The following is a 24,046-nucleotide window of genomic DNA, read 5'->3' as shown; positions in this document are numbered from 1 at the left end:
TCGGAAATGATGACCGGGCGGATTATATTAAGGAATGCCTGTCTGAGGAGGGAGTTTCCTATGACAGATCCAGAAAGGTCTATGCCCACACTGCCCAGCCCAAGGTCTATTTAAAGGACGGGGACCGTGTGTTCGCACCGGGACCGAGAGATAGCTGCCAGCATCTCTTTGCCATAAAGATCGTAAAGGAAGATATGGAGATCATAAAAGAATTTGATATCTGTCACACAAGCTGCTATTCCAATTTAGAATATGAGCTTCCGGAGCTGTCCAAAATATGCAGTCTTTCCTTTGACTTTTCAGACAGGCATGAAAGAGAGTATTTAGAACGGACCTGTCCTTACCTGACTCTTGCATTTTTCTCAGGGTCGGATATGAGCGAGGAGGAGTGCGGGGAGCTGTTAAAACTGTCTTCAAGTCTGGGAACAAAAGTGTCCGGGGTGACCAGAGGTTCTGAGGGAGCCGTCTTTTATGACGGGAAGACATTTTACAGGCAGGGGATTAAAAAGGTGGAAGCCATTGACACTATGGGAGCGGGAGACAGCTTTATAGCAGGCTTCTTGACTGCCTGGGGAAATGGAAGGACCATGGAGGAAGCCCTTGATTACGGGGCGGAGCGCTCGGCAGTCACCTGTACGGTCCACGGCGGTTTCGGGCATCCCCATCCATTTACAGAATCATGATGTTTGAAAGAGAGGTAAAACAGTTGATTTGAGGGTCCTTGTAGTATATAATAAAAACAGGCCTGTATGGATAAATTTGAAACTTAGGAGAAACTTTTATGCTAGACCAGAATGCATTGATTCCGCTTTATGAGCAATTGAAAAATGCGATCACAGAGGACATCAAGGCGAAGATATATCATCCCGGAGACCGTATGCCCAGTGAAACAGAGCTGGGAGAAAAATACGGAGTCAGCCGGATTACAGTCCGGAGAGCGGTGAAAGAATTGTGTGAGGAAGATATTCTCATCCGCAAGCAGGGAAAAGGGACCTTCGTACTGAATACAGGGATGAAGAACCGGCTGGACCTTTTAGGCGGCTTCCATGACTGCATGGAGGAGCAGGGGAGGGCAGTCAGGGCAGAAATCCTGGAAAAATCTATTATCCGTGTAAAAGCTTCCTATGCAAAAGATTTACAGATCGGGGAGGACGAGGAGGTCGTATACTTAAAGCGTATTATGTATGCGGATGATATTCCTATGATGATGGATATGTGTTATCTGCCGTTAAAACGTTTTCCAGGTATTGTTGACAAGATGACAGGGGATTTCTCAGTGTTTCGGATTTTAAAGGAAGAGTACTCCATCAACCTGAAACGGTATTACAAGGTAATCAAGGTACGCAAGGCGACAAAAGAGATTTCCGCTCACCTGCAGTGCCGCATTGGAGACCCCATGTTCGACCTTTTTAAAATCACCTATAATGAGGACGGAGTGCCTCAGCATATTGCCATCAGTATTTTAAAAGGTGAAAACACCTCTTATGTCATATCCAGTGATGAAGACGACCAGATGACCCATGTGGGAATAAGCTGGAAGATATAGAAGAAATGAAAAAACCTGAGGAGTTCATGCTCCTGCAGGTTTTTTCATTTCTGGACTTTTATGGGCAGATACAGTTCAATGTAATGAATGGATCTGGTGTTTTGTTCATCAGCGGCACAGCTTAAGAGACAGCCGCTGTAAGCGGTGCCAAGAGGGGAGTAACCCTGGTCCTTTGCCCAGGCAGCTGCATTTAATATGTCTTTGACATCGGCAGCAGGGGCTTCTGATTCTACAATGGTGTAAACACAGGTTTTATGCCGGAGCATGGGGGGTTGGCCCAGCCTTTGCTTGATTTTCATCAAAGCAGCCTGTTCCTCTGATATCAGAAAATATTCTGATGTCTGCTCTGCACTGTCTCCAAGGAGTCTGTATTCCTGGTATAGACAGCACAGATCAGAGATTTCCAGGTCATTGACCAGCCGGTTATCTTCCAGTTGATAGGAAGGAGGAAGAGGGCGTAAGTCAAATCGGTTTAAGGAGCGTTCCACATCCAAATACAGTTTTTGCAGCTGGTTCAGATGAAGAAGGGCCTGGCGGTGCTTTTCTGCCACCTGCTTTTCTTCTTTTATTTTTTCCCTGACCATGATCCGGTGGGAGGAGAGGGAGCTTTTGTAAAGAATCCGCTCAATGTCCTCAATGCTGAAATCAAGCCTGCGGTAAAACCTGATTTTTAACAGCTTTAAAATATCGTCATATGTATAGGTGCGGTAGCCGTTTTTCTCTTTTTCCGGGTGTATGATTCCTTTCTTTTCATAAAACCGGAGGGTATCCCGGCTTAACCCAATCCGGTCTGATACTTCTCCAATGCTGTACTTTTTCATTTCAAGTCCTCGTTTCAGTCACGTATTGCATCTATTATTTTACCACAAAAATGCAGTTTTTCAGCCTTACGGTTTTCTTTCTATGATTACAAAATATTAACAGAAAGAATTCAAAATATTACAAATTTGTGATATGATGGTACAGGAAATAAAATTTTTAATAATAAAAACAAATGTGAAAAGGGGGAATTTACGTGGCAGAGGACAAAAAGAAGCTGGTCAAATGCCTGGTGTGCGGTGCAATATTTGAAGAGGGGGAACCAGTCTGTCCGGTATGCGGGGTAGGTCCGGAATATTTCACTCCCCATGAGGAGAAGGAAAAGAAGTTTCGCAAGGACACCGAAGAGATCTACATCATACTTGGAAACGGAGCAGCCGGCGTCAGTGCGGCAGAGGCGGTCAGGGAGAGAAACGCCACCTGTTCCATTGTTATGGTGACAAAGGAGGATGTCCTTCCTTATTCAAGGCCTATGCTGACCAAGGCGGTCATGGGAAAGGATGAAAGGGATGAACTGCTTCTCCACGAACCGGAGTGGTACGAGGAGAGAAGGATTTTAAACCTTACGGGAAGGAAAGCGGAGAAAATTGACACAAAGGAAAAAGAAGTTATTTTTGATGATGGAATCCGTCTGAAATACGATAAATGCATTTACGCCCTTGGTTCGGAATGCTTCATCCCTCCGATACCAGGGCATGAAAAGGGAGAAGTTATTGCCATAAGGCGCCTTTCTGATATAGAAAAAATCAATTCCCTTCTTCCAAGGTCTAAAAAGGCCGTGGTTATCGGAGGCGGAGTTTTAGGCCTGGAAGCGGCCTGGGAGCTGAAAAAGTCGGGGCTTTCCGTAACGGTTTTAGAGCATGGAAGTCAGCTTATGAGCCGTCAGCTTGATCAGGAAGCCGGAGAGTTTTTAAAGTCATTGATCCTGAAAAAGGGAATTGAAGTGAAATTCCAGGCAGACACCCAGGAGATTGAAGGAGATGACCGTGTGACAGGAGTCCGCCTGGAAAGCGGAGAAGTCATTCCGGCAGATCTGGTGGTAATATCGGCAGGAGTCAGGGCCAATTGTTCCCTGGCCCAGGAAGCCGGAGCCAGCACAGGACGGGCTGTAGTGGTAAATGAGCACATGGAAACTACCATACCGGGAATTTACGCCTGCGGGGACTGTGCTGAGTATGAAGGAATCAACTACGCCATCTGGCCTCAGGCCCTGGAGATGGGAAAGGCTGCCGGAGCCAATGCTACCGGAGAACGGGTGTCTTACAAAACTGTGCTTGCAGCCCTTACCTTTCACGGCATGGACACTTCCCTGTTTGCAGTGGGAGATGCGGGAAAAGACCCTGAAAAGCCTTATAAGGTATCCATTGAAAAGGACGAGGATCAGAAGACATATAAGGCTTATTATTACCAAAACGACAGGCTGACCGGAGCCATCCTCATTGGAGATACGTCTGAGATGGGTAAAATCCTGGATCAGATGGAGAAGGAAACAGTATAAAACAAACAGCATAAAAACAAGTGCGGCAGATTGAATTCAATCTCCGCACTTGTTTTTTTATTCAACAGAAATATGATAGGTTTCCAGCCAGTAGTTGATTTGAAGAATATAGGCCAGCATCTGAGGCCCAGCCATCAACTGGCCGTACCAGGGCTTTCCGTAGTCCGAGGGACTGGTTAAAAATGCCTCCAGCTTCTCCTTATCCAGAAATTCCATAACAGGAGAGGAGCCCCCCGCCGCCATATCCCGGACACGGCTGACCAAAAGAGCCTCGTAATTAGTGTCATAGGTTTTGGGGTAAGGTGATTTTTTCCGGAAGAGGATTTCGTCAGGGAGAAGGCCCTTTCCAGCCTGGCGCAGGAGGTTTTTCACCACTCCATCCCTGGTCTTCATATCCCAGGGCACATTCCAGACGTACTCAATAATCCGGTGGTCTGCAAAGGGAACCCGTGCTTCCAGGCCGGAATACATGCTGCTGCGGTCCATACGGTTTAACAAGGTCTGCATGAACCAGCGCAGATTCAAGAAGGCAATTTCCCTCCTTCTGGCTTCCACAGGATTATCCTCTAACAGGATTGGAGTTTCAGCCAGGGATTTTTGGTAAGCTTCCTGCACATATTCATCCATTCCCAGATAATCCAGGAAGTCGTCTTTCAGAAGCATTTTCCGGGATTTTAAGTCCATGGTCCAGGGGAAGGCGGAGGCTTTGAAGCATTCTTCCTTGTGAAACCACGGATATCCGCCAAAAATTTCATCGGCGCATTCTCCAGTTAATGTCACCTTGTTGTGCTGTTTGACCAGGGAACAGAAATGGAGGAGGGAGGAGTCGATGTCTCCCATGGCAGGCAGATCATGGGCCTTCACAGAGTCGTAGAGGCGGTCGGCCTGGGTCACGTTGTCGCACTCCAAAAAGTGATGGTCGGAATCCAGGAATTTTACCATCTGCTCCACAAAAGGCAGGTCTCTGGAGGGCTGGAAGGCGCTGGCTTTAAAATATTTGTCATTGTTGACAAAGTCAAAGGAAAAGGTGGTGAGCTGTTTGCCCTGTTTTTTCAATTCTGCAGCGCAGACTGCGGAAACCAGGCTGGAATCCACTCCTCCGGATAACAGGGTACAGATGGGAACGTCGGAGACCATCTGGCGCCTGATGGAGTCCTGGACCAGGAAAGAGGTCTTTTCAATGGTTTCCTCATAGCTGTCTTCATGGACCTTGCTTTCCAGCTTCCAGTAGCATTGAAGGCGGAATCCGTCTTTGGAGCAAAGGAGCATATGGCCCGGGAACAGCTCGCTGATCCCCTTAAATACCCCGCATCCGCTGGTGCGGGCCGGACCTATGGAAAATATCTCGTTTAAGCCTTTCTTATCCAGAACAGGAGTAATGACCGGATGAGCAAAGAGGCCTTTTAATTCTGAGGAGAACACGATTTCCTCCCCTCTGATGGTATAAAAGAGAGGTTTTACCCCGGACCGGTCCCGGAACAGGCAGAGCCGCTTCTTCACCGGATCAGAGATGGCAAAGGCAAAGATGCCATTTAACTGCTTGACAAAGTCCGGGCCGTATTCCATATATCCGGTCAGGATTACTTCCGTGTCACTGGTAGTGGAAAAGGTATGGCCCTTTTTTTCCAGATCCAGACGAAGTTCTTTGGTATTGTAAATCTCTCCGTTGTATGTGATTCCAAAGGTATATCCGGCGTCTGCTTTTTTCATGGGCTGGTCGCCGGTTGTCAAGTCAATGATGGAAAGCCGGGCATGGCATAGGCCGCCCTGTTCAAAGAGCCAGACACCGGAGTTGTCAGGGCCCCTGTGCTTTTGGACCTCGCACATCTTTTTCAGTATGGTTTCATAACGGGGTTCATCTTTCTTGTAATCCTGAAAAGGATTGTAAAAACCGGCAAATGCACACATATAATTCCTCCTATGAGCGAATGGTTATAAAAGAAAACAAGCAGCAGCAAAGGTGGCAAGAAAGCCCAGGATAACAGGAGGAAGATTCTTTCTGGCAAGTTCCATAGGCTCTACGCCGCATATAGCCGCCACGGGAATAAGTCCCCAGGGAACGATGGTTCCTCCCCCTACGAAAATTGCGGTGATCTGTCCGAGAGAAGCTAAAACAGGAATGGAAGCGTTCACTGCAGTACCGAAGGTCCGGGCCAGGGAGCCGGTGAGGGGAAGGCCGGAAAAGCCTGAGCCGTCTAAGCCTGTCAATCCGCCTATTACCATTTGCACGGCAGCGGCAGCGTACTTGTTAAGAGGAGCGTGCTGAGCCAGCCATACAGCCCAGTCATTCATGATTCCTCCCTTAAACTGTTGGCCCATAATGGTGGAAATTCCCTCTCCGCCCAAAAAGAAAAAGGCTCCGATGATGATGACAGGGGCAAAGATCCGGATGGCAAAAAGAAAACCTTCTGTGACGTAATCCGTCACCTTTTCCAGGGACTGTTTTCCAAAGCCCAGAACAGAGCCGATAGACATTGCCACCAGCGCCGTACCGGAAACCATGCTGGTGGCCTCTCCTCCTTTTAAATCAAAGGCCAGCATAAGAATAATATCGGCCAGGAACAAAAGAGGGGTGAGGACTGCCATGACCAGGGCTGTTTTTCCGGCTTTGGGCCTTTCTTCCCGGGAGTTCACAACAGGGAGATTTACGATTCCGGCTTTGATATGTCCCCTGTTTAACAGGTATGCAGAGCAGACGGTAACAATGCCCATGACCAGAAACAAGGGCCGCCCCTCGGTCAGAATATCGGAGGGAGAGATAGAAGCCGCTCCTGCGGAAATGGCCGGGGCTCCCTGGATGACCAGGTCATAGCTTAAAGCAAAGCCGTGTCCGAATAAGTTCATGGATATGGCGGCTGCCAGAGGGTTTAAACCGGCTTTGACGGCAAAGGGAAGCATGATGGCTCCTACCAGGGCCACGGAAGGGGAGGGCCATAAGAAAAAGGAAAATACCATCATGGTCAGACCCAGAACCCACCAGGTCAGATCAGGGTTTTTCATAACCTTTGACATGGGAATCATCATCAGATGATCACTGCCTAAGTCTTTTAAGCATTTGGACAAAGCTGTGACCAGGGCAATGGTGGCAATGACCTCCATAAATTCCTTAGAGGCATAGAGGATGGCATTAAATATGGTCATAATGCCTCCTGTCACGGACCCAAGGCCCGCCAGCCCCAGCAGAAATAAAAATGCAATGCACACCAGAGGGGTATCTTTTCTGAGAATCATGACACTTAAGATTACGATAACACCTATGAGATAAATATAGTGCAGCGGTGTCAGTATCAGATTGGGATCAAGCATAGGAACCACTCCTGTCAGAAGAATATATCTTATACTATGACAGGTGGGAATGGGCAGTGTGATTTTTTTATGGCAGAACTTGAAATTTTTCTGTCCGCCTTTTATACTTATATTCTATAAAGAAGTTCCAGAAGGTGATGCCCAAGGGAGGGACTATGCAGATTACATCGGTACACATCAAAAATTTCAAATCAATCCGGGATATGGAAATCCAGGATATTGAAAATGCCCTGATTTTAGTTGGGAAAAATAATACGGGAAAAACAGGAATTCTGGATGCCATAAGGGCGGCCACAGGTTTTTATGAAGTCCGTCCCGAGGATTTTAATGAGCAGAAGCAGAATATAGAGATCACCATGACTCTGGGTATTACAGAAGAGGATTTAAAGCTGTTTCACAAAGGCGGACTGGTTAGTCAGTATAAGAGGTATGACGGCTGGCTTCACGACTTTGAAGAAAAGCTTCCGTCTTACCGGGATGGGAGTCTCACCTTTACCTTTTTAGTCAATTGGAGCGGAGAGGTGCGCTTTCAGGATGGATACCGGAAGAATAACCGGTATATCAAAGAGATATTTCCAAGGCTATACTACATTGATTCGGAACGGGATTTAAAGCAGTTTCAAAATGATCTGCTTTTGTTTCAGGAAGATGACCAGTTGGTTAAATTAAAAAACAACTTATGTCTGTTTGACGATACAAAGGAATGCAATCAGTGCTTTCAATGCATCGGCTTAATCAATCAGAAAACGCCGGAGGAGCTGCAGGTTTATGAAACCGTAAAGCTGCTGGAATACAAGATGTACCAGCTTAATTTAAATGACTTTGCAGCCAGGGTCAATGAAAATTACAAAAAAAACGGAGGGTACGAGGAGATTCGTTTTTCCCTTAATATGAGCTCCAATGAACTGTTTCGTGTGAAGGCGGAAGCCTATCATATGGAACGAGGGCGGTTAAGCCCCATCGGCACCTTAAGCACCGGCATGAAAAGCCTGTATATGCTTTCCCTTTTGGAGACTTATACAGAGGATGAAAAACTGATTCCCAGCATTGTAATCGTGGAGGACCCGGAAATCTTTCTTCATCCCCAGCTTCAAAAGACCTCCAGTGAGATTCTTTACCGCCTGTCCAAGAAGAATCAGGTGATTTTTTCCACCCATTCTCCCGGGATGCTCTTTAACTTCACCCGCCGCCAGATCAGGCAGGTGGTTTTAGATAAGGATGGTTATTCCATGGTTAAGGAAAGGACCGACATTGATGCGATTTTAGATGATCTGGGCTATGGAGCCAATGACCTGTTAGGGGTCAGCTTTGTGTTTATCGTGGAAGGAAAGCAGGATAAGAGCCGCCTTCCCCTTTTGCTGGAAAAGTATTATTCGGAAATCCAAAATAAGGACGGGAGTCTTTCCAGAATTTCCATTATTACCACAAACAGCTGTACCAATATAAAGACCTATGCCAATTTAAAATACATGAACCAGGTGTATTTAAGGGATCAGTTTTTAATGATCCGGGATGGAGATGGAAAGAATCCGGAGGAGCTGGTGAACCAGCTTTGCAAATACTACGATGAGCGAAGTATGGAGGATGCTGACAAGCTTCCCAGAGTGACAAGGAGAAATGTTCTTATATTGAAATACTATTCCTTTGAAAATTATTTTCTCAATCCAAAGATTATGGCAAAGCTTGGGGTTGTGGAAAGTGAGGAGGAGTTTTACCGGATATTGTTTGACAAGTGGAAGGAATACCTTCACCGGATTAAAAGCGGAAAAGCGTTTTTAGAGGCAGTGGGAAAGGATATGGAATCCGTAGAGGAATTAAAAGCTCATATGGAGGAATTTAAGATTCATATGCGGGGACATAACCTGTACGATATTTTTTATGGGCCGTTTAAGAAACAGGAGGGGGAATTGCTGAAGAAATATATTGAATTGGCTCCCAGGGAGGATTTTAAGGATATTTTAGATGCCATTGACCGGTTTGTTTATTTTGAAAGCAGGAAAACAGAAGGGTAAAAGACAGAGAACCGCCCCGGGTGCTGCAAAAGGGCAGCAGCACCTGAGGTGGTTTTAATACTTCTGTTTTATGAATTCCGCCACATCGGATATTTCCGGATTTTCTTTGGATTTCACAATGTATTCAATCATATAATTTTGCTAGATTATGAATACGGCGGATTAATTCATCTCTGACATGGATTGGCTCTATACACTGGCATTTGTCTCCAAAACTTAAAATAAGGTTATAGCCTGAATCGTCATCAATAAATGGAAGCAAAGCGATAAAATAGTCTTCACCATATGGGAAAATATTTTCGCTTCCGCAATAATCGATGACCTTATCTCTTGCAGACGTATGAATGAGCAGTTTGACTGTTACTTGTTTTTTGTCCATCATATCTGTAAACTCGGAAATGATTGGAGGCAGCTCCCGTAACGTGTAGGATTCATTCAGTATCTGCAGACTCGACATTCTTGACAGCTTAAATAGGCGAAAGTCCTGCTTTTCCAGGCAAAAGCCCTGAATGTACCAGCTATGGGCCTTTAACATAAGCTTATACGGTTCTATTTTGCGGCTGGACGTTTTGCCGTTCCGGTCAAAGTAGTCAAAGGTTATAAGCTGCTGTTTCTCTAAGGCTTCATTTATGTTATTGAGAAATGTTTGCAATTTCGGATTGCCTCTCCACGGCTGTAAATCGATTAATATTTGATTTGACTTTAATTCGATATCATTGGTATGTTCAGATGGGATAAGGCTTCGGACCTTTACTAAGGTATTTATGATATCTTCTCTGTTTGTGACTGCTGAAACACTTTCCAGACCCCGTAAAAGAGTAACAATGTCGGAAGCAGAAAACACTTTTTTATCAACCTTATAGTTGTCCATAATTTGAAATCCGCCGTTTACGCCGGATGTTGAAATGATGGGAATACCTGACATATTAATGGTATCTATATCCCTGTATATGGTTCTTAATGAAACCTCAAATGTTTCTGACAGTTCTTTTGCACTGACTTTTTTTCTCTCAAGCAAAAGCAAAATAATGGAGATAAGCCGGTCGATTTTCATGTTGATCACCATTTTTATTTTATAACACTGACATAATGCTGTCAACGATTGGTGGTATGATAGTGATACAAAATAGTTCAGGAGGAAACAAATATGGATTACACAGAGGAGTTTTATAATATTGTAAAAAAGGCAGCAGCTATTGCAGTAGCAACAGCAATTGAGAATCAGTCTAATGTGAGACTGGTTAACCATTGTATTGATGCGGACAGACCCGGAGTCATTTACTTTGCCACAAACAGGACAAGCCCTAAAGTGGCTGAATTTGAAAAAAATCATGAAATATCATTTTCAACCGTTCCGGTGCCTGCTGACGGACATATACATGCACGAAGCAAAAAAGCGATGATTCAAAAAAGCAGTTTTTCCATTGAGGAGGTAAAGGATTTGTTTATAAAACAGATTCCAGGCTTTGATAAAACCTTGTCCGCAATCGGAGGTTTTTTAGATGTATATGAAATTCATGTCAGGGAAGCAAGCGTTGTATTAGGGCCCATGCAGACGGGGGAAGTTAGATTTTGAATCAGGCCAATCGATTCAGTAAGGCTGATCGGATGCCTGTTAACCATAATTTTGCAATATACAGAGAGTGAGTGTAAAATTACACTTACTCTTTTGCTTTTAAGAACTAAAAAACGTCAATATCATACAAGAGGAATCTATAAAAGTATGTTATAATTTACACGAAGCATAAGGAGGACAATTTTATGACAGTCCGGGAACAACGTTTCGTATGTTATGATAATGAGCTAAAAATCGAAGCACACCAATTTAATGGGATCATGCAAAAGTTTCCAAATCACTTTCACGAATATTATGTGATTGGATTCATAGAAAGCGGAAAGAGGCATCTGACCTGTAAGAATAAGGAGTATATCATAGACGCAGGGGATCTGGTGTTATTTAATCCTTTCGATAACCATGCCTGCCAGCAGGCTGATGAAAAAACACTTGACTGGAGAAGCATCAATATCAATGAGAACATCATGGAGGAAACGGTCCGGCAGATTACAGGCATCGGCTATCTCCCCAAATTCACCACAACGGCAGCACATCACAGTGAGAGTGTACTTCTATTAAGTGAACTTCATCAATTGATTATGGAGCAGAGAAAAGATTTTAAAAAGGAGGAGGTTTTCTTTTTCCTCATTGAACAGTTGATCAAAGAATATACGGAACCTGTAAAAGAAAGCCTTTCAGAGGTCAGTGAGGAAATTCAAAAATCCTGTACTTACATGGAAAACCACTATGGGGAGTTAATTGCACTTGATGATTTGAGTGAGCTGTCCGGCTTAAACAAATACACCTTGCTGAGAAACTTTACAAAGCAGCGGGGAGTTACCCCTTATCAGTATCTTGAAGCAATACGAATCAGTGAAGCAAAAAAGTTATTGGAGAATGGAATCGATCCTTTGGAAGCCGCCATGAAAACAGGCTTCACAGATCAAAGCCATTTTACAAAGTTTTTCAAAAAATTAATTGGACTTACCCCCAGACAATACAGGGATATATTTAAGGAAAGTAAAGGTTAGATAAATACATATGAAAACAAACAAAGAAATGACTGGACATCTGCTGGCGGCTATTACAACTTTTATATGGGGAACAACCTTTATATCCACGAAAGTATTGCTTGTCAGCTTTACACCTATTGAGATATTATTTTTCCGTTTCGTCATGGGCCTGATAATTTTAACCGCGGTATTCCCACACAGGCTGAAGGGGACCACCTGGAAACAGGAAATCCTGTTTGCCGGTGCCGGATTATGCGGGGTTACGCTTTATTTCCTTTTGGAGAATATCGCATTAACCTATACCCTTGCGTCCAATGTGGGGGTCATTATATCCATTGCACCGTTCTTTACAGCGCTGTTTTCCCATTTGTTTTTGGAAAATGAGAAATTAAAAGCCAACTTTTTTATCGGCTTTGTGATCGCTATGATTGGGATTATTCTTATTAACTTTAATGGAAGTATGGTTTTGAAATTAAATCCCATGGGTGACTTATTGGCTATATTAGCAGCTTTTGTGTGGGCAATATACGCAATACTTACGAAAAAGGTCAGCCAATTCGGCTATAACACCATACAGACCACCCGGAGAATATTTCTTTATGGAGTGATTTTTATGCTGCCTGCATTGTCCGTACTTCCGTTTAAATGGGGATTTGAAAGGTTCCTGCAGCCTGTTAATTTATTTAACATTCTGTTTCTTGGATTAGGAGCATCGGCACTTTGTTTTGTTACCTGGAATACGGCTGTCAAGCTGCTGGGGGCGGTAAAAACAAGCATTTATATTTATCTGGTTCCGGCTGTTACCGTTATCACTTCCATACTTATATTAAATGAAACAATCACATGGATTGCGGCCTGCGGAACCCTTCTTACATTGGTGGGATTATTTATTTCCGAAAGGAAAGTAAAGAGAAAGTAAACTTCTTCGGGGGCAGCAGCCCCCTTTATATTATTTATTCTTATACTTTTGCTACCACTCTGCAAGGTAAGCCCGTCATCCCTGCATATTTGACCGGATAGGTGTTAGCAATGAATTCTCCGCTTTTTTCCTGCAAAAGCAGCATTTTTAAATTACAGATATTCTCAACCACAAAAACATTTCTGTCCGCACAGTATTGATCCTTTGGGGTATGCTCTGTCCCCCGCCTGATTCCGGCGCAATCAATGCCTATAATGGAAATGCCCAAATCCAAAAGCTTCTCAATTAAATCATCAGAAAGCTGAGGGTGCTCCTTAAAATAACGCCTGCCGCCATATCCTTCTTTTTCAATAAAGCCCGTATGAAAAGCCACAAACATCCCGCTTTTTACCTTTAAAATGTCGATGTCTGAAATGTCAATATCCCGATCTGTCACTGTGCTGACATCAAATACAACTGCATTCCGCTCCACATATTCCAGCGGAAATTCCTTGTTCATCACATCAAAGTGTGTTCCCAAATGGCCTGCCAGGGCCTTTTTTTCATTTCCCTGAGCATCTTTGACCATGTTTGGCGTAATCAAAACTGTCAAATCAATAAACATAAGATTTCCTCACTTTTCTGTTTCCCCTTTTCCTGAAAAAGAAGAAAATAAACTGTTGAGAATCATTCCAAAAACAATCAAAAGTATACCGACACCGCCCATACTGTCAGGAAGAGAATCACCTAAAAATAAAGTACCTCCCAGCAATGTAAAAATCACTTCCCCGGCCTGAGTGGATTCAACCACTGCAAGCTGTTTTTGATTAGATTTTACCAAATCCGTTGCCCGGAAAAACAGGAGAGTGGCAATCACCCCGGAAAACATTGCTACACAAAATGACTGGAAGAACTGACCCAAAGAGGGCAGGCCCACATGTACTGTGCCAAAACCAGCCATTAAGAGCCAGAAGGGAAGGCTGCATAATGTCATTCCATAAGTTCTCTCAATGGTGGACAGCCGGTTTTCGCTCATTGCCATGGTTTTTCTGTTGCCAAGGGGATAGGAGATGGCTGCAATCAATATGGGAATCAAAGTCAGGAGAGTGGTGCGCACCTCTAAATTTACCATATTATGTACCTGCATCAGGAATACTCCCAATAAAATGATTCCTGATGCAGACAAGTTTTTAACAGGAACCCGGCTGCCGAATAAGGGGGACATTAAGATTCCCATTACGATTGTCATTTGCCAGGAAGCGGCGATCAGCCAGGATTCTCCGTAATTTCCTGCATAGGAAAGGGGGCCGTAGAAAAGACCGAATCCAATTGTGCTCCAAAGCAGCCAGCCCTTTGGATTCTCCATGATGATTCTGTGAACATTTTGAAATCCATGCTTTTTTCCGACGATGAGAGCCAGTATGGGCAATGTAAACAGATACCGCAGGCTGGCGCTCCATATCCAGCTCCCACCGGATAAATGCATGCTCCGGTTTAGGATAAATGTGAAGGCAAAAAAGAAAGATCCGGCTATACCGAAAAAAAGTGATTTTTTCATGTTCATCTGATTTTGCTCCTATTATAACATTATTCAATCAGGATTTTTTTCTTTCCTGAAAGTAAAATTCCCCCTATAACGGCTGTAATCAGCTCTGTTGCCGGGAATGCACACCACACTCCGGTTATTCCTCCTACGGAAGAGAGGAAAAGCGCCATTGGAATGATGATCAAAAATCCCCTTAAAACGGAGATCAAATGAGCCGGAAGAGCATGTTCCGTTGAGGTAAAGTAAACGGATATGATAATGTTGAATCCGGCAAACAAACAGGCCGTAAAATAGAGCTTCAGGCCCGGTACGGCGATGCTCTGCAAAAGCGGGTTTCCCTCGCTGTTAAAGATGCCGGCAATCTGCGGCGCCTGAAAGAACACCGTAAGATAAATGGCACCCGACAGGATTAACAGGGAAATCAAGGCGTACCGCAAGACTGCCCGGATATTTCCCAGGTTTCCGCTTCCGTAATAACTGCTTATGAGAGGCTGGATGCCCTGGGCAATGCCCGTATAAATAGAAAGCACCACCAGAGAAAGGTTGGCAATGATTCCGTATGCAGCAACCCCGGCATTTCCCTGAAGATTCATGATAATAATATTAAAAACAATCATAACAATGCCGGAGGACATCTCAGTAATCAGAGAAGGAAGTCCGCTGGAAAAAATACGGCTGATCCTTTGCCCTGAAAAATCGAGTTTCACTAAATGAAAATGATTCTTTCTTTGGAAAAAGAAGGGGGAAAGGATGATCATGCTGATCACCGGAGCCAGGCCGGTGGCCAGAACCGCTCCGAAGATTCCCATTCCCAGAGGAAACATAAAGACGTAATCCAGAACGATATTGGAAAAACTTCCTCCCAGCATTGCCATCATGGAAAGCTGGGGAGCGCCGTCGTTTCTTACAAAGCATAAAAGTACATTATTTAACAGAAACATGGGAGAAAACAGCAGAATTACCTGCAAATACGTTTTGCTCATTTGAAAAACCTCTTCATCAGCTCCCAGCATCCTTATGATGGATTCAGAAAAAAATGCGCCCAGCAGAAAGAAGACTGCGGCAAAGCTGAGGGCCAGAAAAATAGCAGAGGTAAAGGTGCGGTTTGCCTCCTCCATCCTGTTCTGGCTTTGGGAAATGGAATATCTGGTAGCCCCTCCCATGCCGAACATCAGGCCGCTTCCATGGATGAAGCTGTATATGGGAATTGCCAGATTGAGAGCTGCCAGGCCGTTGGCGCCAAGGCCCTTTGCCACAAAAAAAGTGTCTGCCAGAATATAGCAGGACAGTCCTATCATGCCTAAGACATTTAACGATGAGTACCTTAAAAATTCCTTTAAACAAGATGCTTGTTTCATAAAATCAGACCTCCATACAAAATAAAAGCGCCGGAGCCTCGTATCTTCTATGGCCTAACGATACGAAGTCCAACGCTTAAGTTTTTACCCGGCGGTAAAAATACGTTTGCAGTTTATTTTACTGCACATAAGTGTAGCACAGGGTCTCGTTTTTGTCAAAGTCTTATTAAATGTCAGGTTTTATTTATTGCAGGATATAAGAAAACCACAAAGCTTGTTTAACTTTGTGGTTCCTTTTAATGGAGATAGTGGGATTCGAACCCATGACCTCTTGAATGCCATTCAAGCGCTCTCCCAGCTGAGCTATACCCCCATGTCCGCTATTATAGCAAAGCATGAAAAAAATTGCAACAACATATTGCATTAATTTAAAAAAATGTTATAATACATTCAGAACATTTGAATATAGTAGTCTTCAGGGCAGGGTGAAATTCCCGACCGGCGGTAAAGTCCGCGAGCGCAGCAGCGCAGAATTGGTGTAATTCCAATACCGACAGTAAAGTCTGGATGAAAGAAGATGTGTTAAATAAGGATAATACACCTGTCTATTTTTAACACCTGAAAGACATACTTTCAGGTGTTATTTATATTCAGGAGGATAAACCATGAACACAACAAAACAAACAAACAGACTTACCTTGATGGCCATGCTTTGTGCGCTGGCCTTCGTATCCGTAGCCACAATCCGGATACCGTTGATTCCTGCAATGCCTTTTCTGCAATACGAGCCTAAGGATGTCATTATCCTGACAGGAGGATTTATCTTCGGCCCTATGTCTGCGGCACTGGTTTCTGTCATTGTCTCTTTCATAGAATTGTTCACCATCAGTAACACCGGAATTATCGGATTAATTATGAACATCCTGTCAACGGTGGCCTATGTCTGCCCTGCAGCTTCCTTTTATAAGAAATACCACTCTACCGGAGGAGCGTTAATGGGTATGCTGTCAGGTACAGTCCTCATGACCCTGATTATGGTTTTGTGGAATTATCTTATTACCCCCATTTATATGGGATACCCAAGAGAGGCCATCGTTGAGCTTCTTGTTCCGGCAATTGTTCCTTTCAATCTTTTAAAAGGAGGAATCAACACAGGCCTGACTCTTCTTATTTATAAGCCGCTGGTCACCACCTTGAGAAAATCCGGTTTGCTGGCTTTTGATTCACCCAGTCCTCAGAACAGCCGAAAGTTTAGCCCGGGCATGACCTTAACTGCTGCGATAATCCTTATAACCTGCATCATGTTCATATTGGTTTTGCGGGGAAATTTATAATTAAATACAAAGATGCCTTCTGGCTGACGGGTTCCGTCCAGAAGGCATCTTTTATTTTGGGAAGTTACGGTTTAAATTCCTTCCATCTTTTTAAACTTCCTTTTTCAAACACATACTCTGGTGTGATCAAAGTGTCCTGTATCTCTGATTCATAATACCATGGGTCCTCTTCGTGAAGGGGATTTTTCAGAACATGGAATTCCTGAGCGGGCATATAGCCTTGGGCCAGGAGGAAACACTGATTTCCCTGGCTGTCCTCCGCAGTATCCACCACCATAACGCAGTGGCCCGGGCTGCCGCCCCGGATAAATAAGTCACCAGCCAGAATCCTTCCTTCTTCAACAGGACTGGATTCCTTGTCCAGAGACAGAGTTCCCGCATAGACCATAACCTGTCTTAAATATTTTGTAAAAGACTCCCTGGAATTATCATAAGAAGCTTTCTTTACCCAGGAAACCTGATTTCCATTGACAGAAAGCCTTTTTCCTGACATCCAGGAGGTATAGTCCATTAAAAATCCATTGGTCAGATGAAAGGAAATGGATTCATAATCCTCCATCAGCCAAAAGTATTCCCCATACATCCGGATCACGCTGTCTGCACACTGCTGTAAGTCTCCTTCCACCATTGGCATGGCGAAAACTGCTGCATGAATATCTTGAGCCGCTTTTTCCCTGCCATCATACAGAAGCACCGGGCTTTTGTCCGGCTTTAAGGGATACTGCCTTAAATATGCCTGGAAACTCCCCAGGGGTTTTTCCACCCTGCCATACCCTTTGGGCACAGAAAATCTCTCTTCTAAGGTCAGGCCTTGGGAATGAATCAAAGGTTTCTCTGCTTTGATGATTTCTTTCCCGGTTTCCTCCAGGTAAATGATATCTTTATATTCCGGCGGGATGGACGTACTTTCTGCACCTTCCTCACGGGAAGCCGGCCTTCTGTCTCTGGCATGGCTGAACAAAGGCGCTGCTGCGCAAAAAAGGCTTCCGCCAAGTAAGAGTGCCGCAAGTATTCTCATATTCGTTTCTCCCTCTCCCATAACCCACTTCATTTCCAGATACTTTTCTCCATTGTATCACAAAAATTTTTTGATTTCCAATAAATAATTTTTTTATATTAATAAGGAAGCATTTTTTTGACTGCTGTGAAGAAACTATAAAAAAGTGTGAAAAGTATCAACGATTACTTGACACAATCCCGGTATTGAATTATAGTTTTTATTAGAGTATTGTGTGTTTACGCCAATGATCCTTCTGCAACTTTCATTGCCGTGGTCATGCAGTGCACGAGAACAGGGAGCATTGCTTTTTTAAGGGCAGTGAGACCAGTTAAATAGGCATGACCAAAGCGGCATGACCTAAATAAAATTAAGGAGTGCTTTATGAAACAGTATTTTAACCTATCCGTTTCAGAGACCGCACAAGACTTACAGGTTGACTTAAACAAAGGCCTTTCCAGCCAGGAGGCCTCAGAGCGCAGCCAAAAGTACGGTCCCAATGTTCTGGAGGGCGGAAAAGAAAAGAGCCTTCTGGAAATGGCTCTTGAGCAGCTTAAGGATTTTTTAGTTCTCATCCTTATGGTTGCAGCAGTGATTTCGATTTTTCTGGGCGAAGCACTGGAAGGTATCGTTATTCTGGCAATCGTCGTATTGAACACTATTTTAGGCGTATACCAGGAAAACAAAGCCAGCAACGCGCTCAAGGCACTTAAGGAAATGGCAAGTCCCCACGCCAAGGCGCTGCGTAATGGACAGGTCGTTGAAATCGCTTCAAATGAAGTGGTTCCCGGCGACGTAATCATTCTGGAGGCAGGTGATTATATTCCTGCTGACCTTCGTCTCGTAGAATCCGTGAACTTAAAGATCGACGAAGCAGCCCTGACCGGCGAATCAGTTCCCGTTGAGAAGGATTGCAAGGCAGTTCTGGCTGAAGATTCCAGCCTTGGAGACCGCATCAACAGTGCTTACATGGGTACCGTCATTACCTACGGACGAGGAAAAGGTGTTATTACCGACATTGGCATGAAGACCCAGATGGGTAACATCGCAGGGATGCTCAATGACGGTGACGATGAAGCTACCCCGCTTCAGAAGAAGCTGGACAGCCTGGGTAAACTCCTGGGTATTGTATGTCTGGCAATCTGTGGTATCATCTTCCTTCTCGGCTTAGTCCGCGGTATGGAGCTCTTTGATATCTTCATGACCTCTGTATCACTGGCGGTTGCAGCTATCCCGGAAGGACTTACCGTTGTTGTTACTGTTGTTCTTGCCATGGGTATGCAGAAGATGGTAAAGGTCAACGCAATCATCAAGCGCTTAAGTGCGGTTGAGACTCTGGGAAGTACAACTGTTATCTGCTCCGATAAGACAGGTACACTGACCCAGAACAAAATGACCATCCAGCGAATTTATGATGGTAAAGAGCTGTATGATGTAAGCGGTACAGGCTATAGTCCTGTAGGTGATATTACTGACAAGTCCGGCAGCAAGAAAACAGAAGCAGTGCAGAAGGTGCTTGAAAGTCTTGTTCTTTGTAATGATGCTATTTATGATCCTGAAAAGGAGACCATTGTAGGTGATCCTACAGAGGCTGCCATGGTTGTTCTGGCACATAAGGCAGGTATGGTTAAGAAACAGTGGGATGAGAAATATCCCCGTCTGCAGGAAGTTCCTTTTGATTCAGACAGAAAGCTGATGTCTACCTTCCATACTATTGACGGAAAGAACGTTATGTACACCAAGGGCGCGCCTGACGAACTGCTGCGCCGCTGTGTTTCCGTTGATATAGGCGGTAGTGTAGAAACACTTACTGACGCAAAACGCGAGGAGATTCTGTCTGTAAACCAGAGCTTTGCAGAATCCGCATTGCGAGTGATCGGTGCTGCTTACCGCAATGTCGATGTAGTAAACGCTTCCTTTGAAGCAGAAAATGATCTTACCTTTATCGGCCTTGTAGGCATGATTGATCCGCCTCGTGAAGAAGCAAAGAGCGCGATCGACATCTGTAAGAAGGCTGGAATCCAGGTTAAGATGATCACTGGTGACCATAAGATCACAGCGACAGCCATTGGCCGTCAGCTTGGTATTGTTGAAGGAGAAGCCGTTGCTGTAGAAGGCCGCAGAATCTCTGAAATGAACGATCAGGAACTCCAGGAATGTGTAAAAACTGTTAATGTATTTGCCCGTGTTTCTCCTGAGCACAAGGTACGCCTTGTTGACGCAGTAAGGGCAAACGGAAACATCGCCGCCATGACAGGCGACGGCGTTAATGACGCTCCTTCCCTGAAGCATGCCGATATCGGTGTTGCCATGGGAATCACCGGTACGGACGTTTCCAAGGAAGCGGCTGACATGATTCTGACTGACGATAACTTCGCCAGCATTGTAAAGGCCGTTGCAGAAGGCCGTACCATTTACAGCAATATCCGTAAGGTAGTAGGATTCCTGCTCTCCTGTAACATCGGTGAGATTCTGGTTATCTTCCTTGCCATGCTGGTAAACCTTCCGGTTCCCCTTGTTGCAATTCAGTTGCTTTCTATCAACTTGATTACAGATGCGTTCCCTGCATTTGCTCTTGGTATGGAAAAGGAAGAGCCTGGCGTTATGGACAGAGCTCCAAGAGATCCTGCTGAACCTATCGTTGATAAGAAGATGGCTGTTGCAGTAGGAATTCAGAGTATCGCTCTGGCAATCGGAACACTTGGTTCTTTCATGTACGGCTATTATGTACATGACGATCTGGACGTAGCCCGTACCGCATGCTTCCTGACTCTGGTACTTGGCGAGCTGCTTCGTGCATACTCTTCACGTTCAGAGCATATTTCCGTATTCAAAATGCGTATTCTGGAAAACAGCTACCTCAATAAATGCGTATTGGCATCCCTTGCTTTCCTGCTTGCCAGCATTTATATCCCTGCTTTAAATCCTATTTTCAGTACCGTTGCGCTTACCTTAGACGAAATGATCGTAGCTTTGCTTCTTGCATTTATTCCAATGCTGGGCGGCGAGCTGGCAAAGAAAATAGTCAACAAATAAGTATTCCAAAAAATCCCTGACGGGACAGGAGCAGGAAACGGCCTTTTTACGTGGGCGGTTTCCTGCTCTTTTTAATGTTTTTATCAATGGTTGAAAATAATATAGGAGGGGATATAAAATGAAATTGACAATGTTAGGAACAGGAAATGCATTGGTTACGGATTGCTATAATACCTGCTTTGTTTTGCAGGACGCTGACGAATATTTTATGGTGGATGCCGGGGGTGGAAACGGTGTTTTAAGCCAGTTGAAAAAAGCCGGGATTGACTGGAAAGAGGTCAAGAATATTTTTATTACTCATAAACATATTGATCATCTTCTTGGTGCGGTTTGGATGATGAGGATGATTTGCCAGTATATGAGACAGAACCAATACAAGGGTGAAGCAAATATATACGGGCATTCTGAGGTCATACAGACCCTTCGCTCTATTGCGGAGATGGTTCTTCAAAAAAGCGAAGTCACTTATCTTAACCAGCGATTACACCTGATTGCAGTTGAAGACGGTGAAGAAAAAGAGATTATGGGCCGATGTGTTAAGTTTTTTGATATTCATTCCACAAAGGATAAGCAATTTGGTTTCACTATGGAACTTTCGAAAGGTAAAAAGCTGACATGCTGCGGTGATGAGCCCTATAATATATCTGAAAAGGAGTATGTGGAGGGAAGCTGCTGGCTGCTGCATGAAGCGTTTTGCCTGCATTCCCAGGCGGATGTGTTTCATCCCTATGAAAAGCATCACAGCACAGTGAAGGATGCCTGCCAATTGGCCCAGGAATTTGGAGTGGAAAATTTGGTTTTGTATCATACAGAGGATAAGTCATTACATCAGCGCAAGGAGCTGTATATGGCGGAAGGGGAAACGTACTTTCGGGGTAATTTGTATGTTCCTGATGATTTGGAAACAATTTTAATTTAGGAAAATCAGCATAGAGCAAGAAGTAATTATATATTGGCTTTTTTTGAGAATCGTGTATAATTAATGCTAATAAAGCCGAGGAGGTTCTACCATGAAAACAATTTTGCATGATATACAGAAAACTGTTATTCTCTATGCTGATATTTTGGCTCAGATATTAAAGGTTGATGTTACGATTGTAGATAATCAGATGAATAGAATTGCTGGATCTGGTAGACTTTTAAAAGAAATAAATACAAATATGGCAGATGAAGGTCATATATTTCGCTATGCTATGAATACGGGAGAAACTCAGATTATTTCTGCCCCTGGCAAGGAGCAAGTTTGTTTAAGCTGTCCTAAAAGTGAAAACTGCCGTGAGACATTTCATATGTGCACTCCAATTATGCTCAATGGATCAGCAATTGGCGGTATTGCGTTTGTCTGCTTTAATGAGCAGCAGCGCAAACATGCAATGAAAAATAAAGATGTTTTTGAACAATTCTTAAAGCAGTTTGCGGAATTGATAACACTAAGTGCAAAAAGGTCCTTAGAGGAGAGAAGAACTGTCTCTATGGTCAATCTTTTGGAATCTATAGTGGATCACATTGATTGCGGCATTATGGTATTACGGCAAAACAAGCAGATTGTGCGAATGAATACAGTGGGAAAGCGAATTCTTCGCATGATGGAATCTGATATTACTGGCATATCAGATATCAAAATGACAGGGAATAAAATATTGGGATTAGATGAATATCTTCTATCTTTCAGCAATAAAACTTATAGGCTTATTGGAAAGATCTTTGATATTGATATTGACAACTACTCATCGGTATTTTTATTTCAGGAGGCTGAGCAACTGCCCCAAACAACATTAAGTCTCAATGGAACAGTCCCTAAAGGGGTTTCGGCAATTATAGGAAAATCCCAGAAAATTATTGACTTAAAAAGGGATTTGTTAATGCTTTCTACTTCTGCTTCACCAGTGTTAATCTCCGGGGAGAGCGGCACGGAAACTAAGATATTTGCCAGGGCAATGCATGAAGAAAGTAACCGGCAGAAGTTTCCTTTTATTTCTGCAAATTGTACGACCATTCCTCATGACCTTATGGAAGAAGAATTGTTTGGCTGCACCAGAGTTGATGAGAAAAGCAAAGGTAAAGTGGGGAAAATTGAGCTGGCGAACAATGGAACCTTGATGCTGGAGGAAATTTGTGATTTACCATTGTTTATTCAGACAAAGCTGTTATCATTATTGGAAGAGCAGAAGATTATGAGAGTTGGGGCAAAGAAACCAACTAAGGTAAATGTACGTGTTATTGGAACTACAAGCAAAAGTATTTCAGATGTGGTAAATGCCGGTCTCTTTTTAAAGTCATTATATTACAGACTTAATGTAATACCTTTAAACATACCGCCATTACGGGACCGGGATAATGATGTTGTTTTGCTTGCTAAGCAGTATATACAACAGTATTCAAAATCCATGGGGAAAACGGTACATTTAATTGAACAGGATTTTTGGAATCATATTGAACAATACTCATGGCCGGGAAATGTATGGGAATTGCAAAATGCGATGGAATATGTCATGAATGTAATGCGGTTAGACGGCATGATTAGTGCAAAATTATTGCCCTCCAATATTTTAGGTAAAGAAGAAGTATACTTAAATGAAAGCCTCAATTTAAAAGATATGGAAAGGAAGCTGATTTCCCAGGCTATAGAGATATACGGTAATCACTCTGATTCGAAGCAGAGAATTGCAGATTCTCTTGGAATTGGAGTTGCCACACTATATAGAAAGATGAAAATATATGGCTTCAGATAATTCCCTGCTTATTATAAAAAGGGAGTAAATACGTAGAAGATTATGATGTTTTTTTGTGAAAATTAAATAAATATTTAAGCGAGGTGTTGTATTTTACATCTCGCTTTTTTACTGTGAATTATCAATATGATATATATTATCATATTGATAAAGTTTATTTTATTATGAATATGAGATGAAATGCAGTACTAATTCCAATAAAATAACGTATATCAAACTTATTTATCAGTGCAAAAGCGTTGCCATCTGAAAAAATATAAATTTTAAATTATCATTTTGATAGAGATTTAAGGTTTTTAGAAGGATACGCCCAGGTTTTGACAAGCATTCCGCGGTATTTTATACTTTGGCATTATAAGAGTATTACTGCTGCGGAAGGGAGGGCTTGCAATGCAATATTTACTTGAATGATAGTCAGCCTTGGGGGAATCAAAAGGAGTCAATGAAAGTTATTAG

At 43.5% G+C, this 24,046-nt stretch carries 19 protein-coding genes, 1 tRNA gene and 1 riboswitch; of the genes, 11 read left to right on the top strand and 9 right to left on the bottom strand.

The genetic code is table 11. From position 1 onward, the window contains the following. Both V7M78_RS09370 and V7M78_RS09365 read left to right on the top strand, forming a co-directional pair. Positions 1–683, top strand: a 683-nt coding sequence (locus V7M78_RS09370; RefSeq protein WP_333648753.1) for a PfkB family carbohydrate kinase, incomplete at its 5' end; no start/stop codon positions are given. A gap of 98 nt (positions 684–781) precedes the next feature. Further along, entirely contained in the window at positions 782–1,546 is a 765-nt protein-coding gene (locus V7M78_RS09365; RefSeq protein ID WP_333648751.1) for a GntR family transcriptional regulator, read from the top strand. A 44-nt stretch (positions 1,547–1,590) separates the two neighbouring features. Here V7M78_RS09365 and V7M78_RS09360 read toward each other — a convergent pair whose 3' ends face one another. Beyond that, the gene (locus V7M78_RS09360; protein ID WP_333648749.1) at positions 1,591–2,367 is read right to left on the bottom strand and encodes a MerR family transcriptional regulator; all 777 of its coding nucleotides are present in this window, start codon (positions 2,365–2,367) and stop codon (positions 1,591–1,593) included. 194 nt (positions 2,368–2,561) lie between these two features. Here V7M78_RS09360 and V7M78_RS09355 point away from each other — a divergent pair, with 194 nt between their 5' ends. Continuing rightward, positions 2,562–3,863, top strand: a complete 1,302-nt coding sequence (locus V7M78_RS09355) for an FAD-dependent oxidoreductase (protein WP_333648747.1) — start codon at positions 2,562–2,564, stop codon at positions 3,861–3,863. Between the two features lie 57 nt (positions 3,864–3,920). On the opposite strand, the gene asnB is transcribed toward V7M78_RS09355, so the two are convergent. Both asnB and V7M78_RS09345 read right to left on the bottom strand, forming a co-directional pair. Beyond that, positions 3,921–5,771 (bottom strand): asparagine synthase (glutamine-hydrolyzing), encoded by a 1,851-nt coding sequence (gene asnB / locus V7M78_RS09350; protein ID WP_333648745.1) that lies wholly within the window; start codon positions 5,769–5,771, stop codon positions 3,921–3,923. Between the two features lie 24 nt (positions 5,772–5,795). Continuing rightward, positions 5,796–7,169: a citrate transporter gene (locus V7M78_RS09345; RefSeq protein WP_333648743.1), complete on the bottom strand. Its 1,374-nt coding sequence runs from the start codon at positions 7,167–7,169 to the stop codon at positions 5,796–5,798. Positions 7,170–7,324: 155 nt separating this feature from the next. On the opposite strand from V7M78_RS09345, the gene V7M78_RS09340 reads away from it, so the two are divergent. Continuing rightward, positions 7,325–9,181 (top strand): ATP-dependent nuclease, encoded by a 1,857-nt coding sequence (locus V7M78_RS09340; RefSeq protein ID WP_333648741.1) that lies wholly within the window; start codon positions 7,325–7,327, stop codon positions 9,179–9,181. Positions 9,182–9,305: 124 nt separating this feature from the next. On the opposite strand, the gene V7M78_RS09335 is transcribed toward V7M78_RS09340, so the two are convergent. Continuing rightward, positions 9,306–10,235, bottom strand: a complete 930-nt coding sequence (locus V7M78_RS09335) for a helix-turn-helix transcriptional regulator (protein WP_333648739.1) — start codon at positions 10,233–10,235, stop codon at positions 9,306–9,308. A 93-nt stretch (positions 10,236–10,328) separates the two neighbouring features. Here V7M78_RS09335 and V7M78_RS09330 point away from each other — a divergent pair, with 93 nt between their 5' ends. The 3 genes from V7M78_RS09330 (at position 10,329) to V7M78_RS09320 (ending at position 12,668) form a co-directional block, all read left to right on the top strand. Next, a complete protein-coding gene (locus V7M78_RS09330; protein WP_333648737.1) occupies positions 10,329–10,757 on the top strand; it encodes a pyridoxamine 5'-phosphate oxidase family protein in 429 nt (142 codons plus the stop codon). Positions 10,758–10,942: 185 nt separating this feature from the next. Beyond that, positions 10,943–11,767, top strand: a complete 825-nt coding sequence (locus tag V7M78_RS09325; RefSeq protein WP_333648735.1) for an AraC family transcriptional regulator — start codon at positions 10,943–10,945, stop codon at positions 11,765–11,767. 10 nt (positions 11,768–11,777) lie between these two features. Beyond that, positions 11,778–12,668: a DMT family transporter gene (locus tag V7M78_RS09320; protein WP_333648732.1), complete on the top strand. Its 891-nt coding sequence runs from the start codon at positions 11,778–11,780 to the stop codon at positions 12,666–12,668. Between the two features lie 40 nt (positions 12,669–12,708). On the opposite strand, the gene V7M78_RS09315 is transcribed toward V7M78_RS09320, so the two are convergent. The 4 genes from V7M78_RS09315 to V7M78_RS09300 form a co-directional block, all read right to left on the bottom strand. Further along, positions 12,709–13,272 (bottom strand): cyclase family protein, encoded by a 564-nt coding sequence (locus V7M78_RS09315; RefSeq protein WP_333648730.1) that lies wholly within the window; start codon positions 13,270–13,272, stop codon positions 12,709–12,711. A 9-nt stretch (positions 13,273–13,281) separates the two neighbouring features. Next, positions 13,282–14,211 (bottom strand): DMT family transporter, encoded by a 930-nt coding sequence (locus V7M78_RS09310; RefSeq protein ID WP_333648728.1) that lies wholly within the window; start codon positions 14,209–14,211, stop codon positions 13,282–13,284. 23 nt (positions 14,212–14,234) lie between these two features. Beyond that, positions 14,235–15,551, bottom strand: coding sequence for an MATE family efflux transporter (locus V7M78_RS09305; protein ID WP_333648726.1), 1,317 nt, complete (start codon positions 15,549–15,551; stop codon positions 14,235–14,237). A gap of 240 nt (positions 15,552–15,791) precedes the next feature. Continuing rightward, positions 15,792–15,864 (bottom strand) — tRNA-Ala (locus V7M78_RS09300). 94 nt (positions 15,865–15,958) lie between these two features. Beyond that, positions 15,959–16,074: riboswitch (FMN riboswitch) on the top strand. A gap of 82 nt (positions 16,075–16,156) precedes the next feature. On the opposite strand from V7M78_RS09300, the gene V7M78_RS09295 reads away from it, so the two are divergent. After that, the gene (locus tag V7M78_RS09295) at positions 16,157–16,825 is read left to right on the top strand and encodes an ECF transporter S component (protein WP_333648724.1); all 669 of its coding nucleotides are present in this window, start codon (positions 16,157–16,159) and stop codon (positions 16,823–16,825) included. A gap of 64 nt (positions 16,826–16,889) precedes the next feature. Here the strand turns inward: V7M78_RS09295 and V7M78_RS09290 are convergent, their stop codons facing one another. Further along, entirely contained in the window at positions 16,890–17,843 is a 954-nt protein-coding gene (locus tag V7M78_RS09290; protein ID WP_333648722.1) for a DUF4846 domain-containing protein, read from the bottom strand. A gap of 363 nt (positions 17,844–18,206) precedes the next feature. Between V7M78_RS09290 and V7M78_RS09285 the strand changes: the two genes are divergently transcribed. From V7M78_RS09285 to V7M78_RS09275, 3 genes are all read left to right on the top strand, one after another. Then, entirely contained in the window at positions 18,207–20,858 is a 2,652-nt protein-coding gene (locus V7M78_RS09285) for a cation-translocating P-type ATPase (RefSeq protein ID WP_333648720.1), read from the top strand. A 118-nt stretch (positions 20,859–20,976) separates the two neighbouring features. Then, on the top strand, positions 20,977–21,777 hold the full coding sequence (locus V7M78_RS09280) for an MBL fold metallo-hydrolase (protein WP_333648718.1): 801 nt from the start codon (positions 20,977–20,979) through the stop codon (positions 21,775–21,777). A 91-nt stretch (positions 21,778–21,868) separates the two neighbouring features. Continuing rightward, entirely contained in the window at positions 21,869–23,590 is a 1,722-nt protein-coding gene (locus V7M78_RS09275) for a sigma 54-interacting transcriptional regulator (RefSeq protein WP_333648716.1), read from the top strand. Positions 23,591–24,046 lie beyond the last annotated feature (456 nt).

Origin of the sequence: Lacrimispora sp. (assembly GCF_036758025.1) — a bacterium.
Lineage (GTDB): Bacteria > Bacillota > Clostridia > Lachnospirales > Lachnospiraceae > Lacrimispora.
The sequence above is the reverse complement of the archived record's forward strand: the minus strand, read 5'-3'. Positions and strand labels throughout refer to the sequence as shown.

Excerpts from the sequence above, each read along its gene's own strand:
- V7M78_RS09365 (WP_333648751.1), top strand. The coding sequence starts at position 782 with ATGCTAGACCAGAATGCATTGATTCCGCTTTATGAGCAATTGAAAAAT.
- V7M78_RS09360 (WP_333648749.1), bottom strand. The coding sequence starts at position 2,367 with ATGAAAAAGTACAGCATTGGAGAAGTATCAGACCGGATTGGGTTAAGC.
- asnB (WP_333648745.1), bottom strand. The coding sequence starts at position 5,771 with ATGTGTGCATTTGCCGGTTTTTACAATCCTTTTCAGGATTACAAGAAA.
- V7M78_RS09345 (WP_333648743.1), bottom strand. The coding sequence starts at position 7,169 with ATGCTTGATCCCAATCTGATACTGACACCGCTGCACTATATTTATCTC.
- V7M78_RS09340 (WP_333648741.1), top strand. The coding sequence starts at position 7,325 with ATGCAGATTACATCGGTACACATCAAAAATTTCAAATCAATCCGGGAT.
- V7M78_RS09335 (WP_333648739.1), bottom strand. The coding sequence starts at position 10,235 with ATGAAAATCGACCGGCTTATCTCCATTATTTTGCTTTTGCTTGAGAGA.
- V7M78_RS09330 (WP_333648737.1), top strand. The coding sequence starts at position 10,329 with ATGGATTACACAGAGGAGTTTTATAATATTGTAAAAAAGGCAGCAGCT.
- V7M78_RS09325 (WP_333648735.1), top strand. The coding sequence starts at position 10,943 with ATGACAGTCCGGGAACAACGTTTCGTATGTTATGATAATGAGCTAAAA.
- V7M78_RS09320 (WP_333648732.1), top strand. The coding sequence starts at position 11,778 with ATGAAAACAAACAAAGAAATGACTGGACATCTGCTGGCGGCTATTACA.
- V7M78_RS09315 (WP_333648730.1), bottom strand. The coding sequence starts at position 13,272 with ATGTTTATTGATTTGACAGTTTTGATTACGCCAAACATGGTCAAAGAT.
- V7M78_RS09310 (WP_333648728.1), bottom strand. The coding sequence starts at position 14,211 with ATGAACATGAAAAAATCACTTTTTTTCGGTATAGCCGGATCTTTCTTT.
- V7M78_RS09305 (WP_333648726.1), bottom strand. The coding sequence starts at position 15,551 with ATGAAACAAGCATCTTGTTTAAAGGAATTTTTAAGGTACTCATCGTTA.
- V7M78_RS09295 (WP_333648724.1), top strand. The coding sequence starts at position 16,157 with ATGAACACAACAAAACAAACAAACAGACTTACCTTGATGGCCATGCTT.
- V7M78_RS09290 (WP_333648722.1), bottom strand. The coding sequence starts at position 17,843 with ATGAGAATACTTGCGGCACTCTTACTTGGCGGAAGCCTTTTTTGCGCA.
- V7M78_RS09285 (WP_333648720.1), top strand. The coding sequence starts at position 18,207 with ATGAAACAGTATTTTAACCTATCCGTTTCAGAGACCGCACAAGACTTA.
- V7M78_RS09280 (WP_333648718.1), top strand. The coding sequence starts at position 20,977 with ATGAAATTGACAATGTTAGGAACAGGAAATGCATTGGTTACGGATTGC.
- V7M78_RS09275 (WP_333648716.1), top strand. The coding sequence starts at position 21,869 with ATGAAAACAATTTTGCATGATATACAGAAAACTGTTATTCTCTATGCT.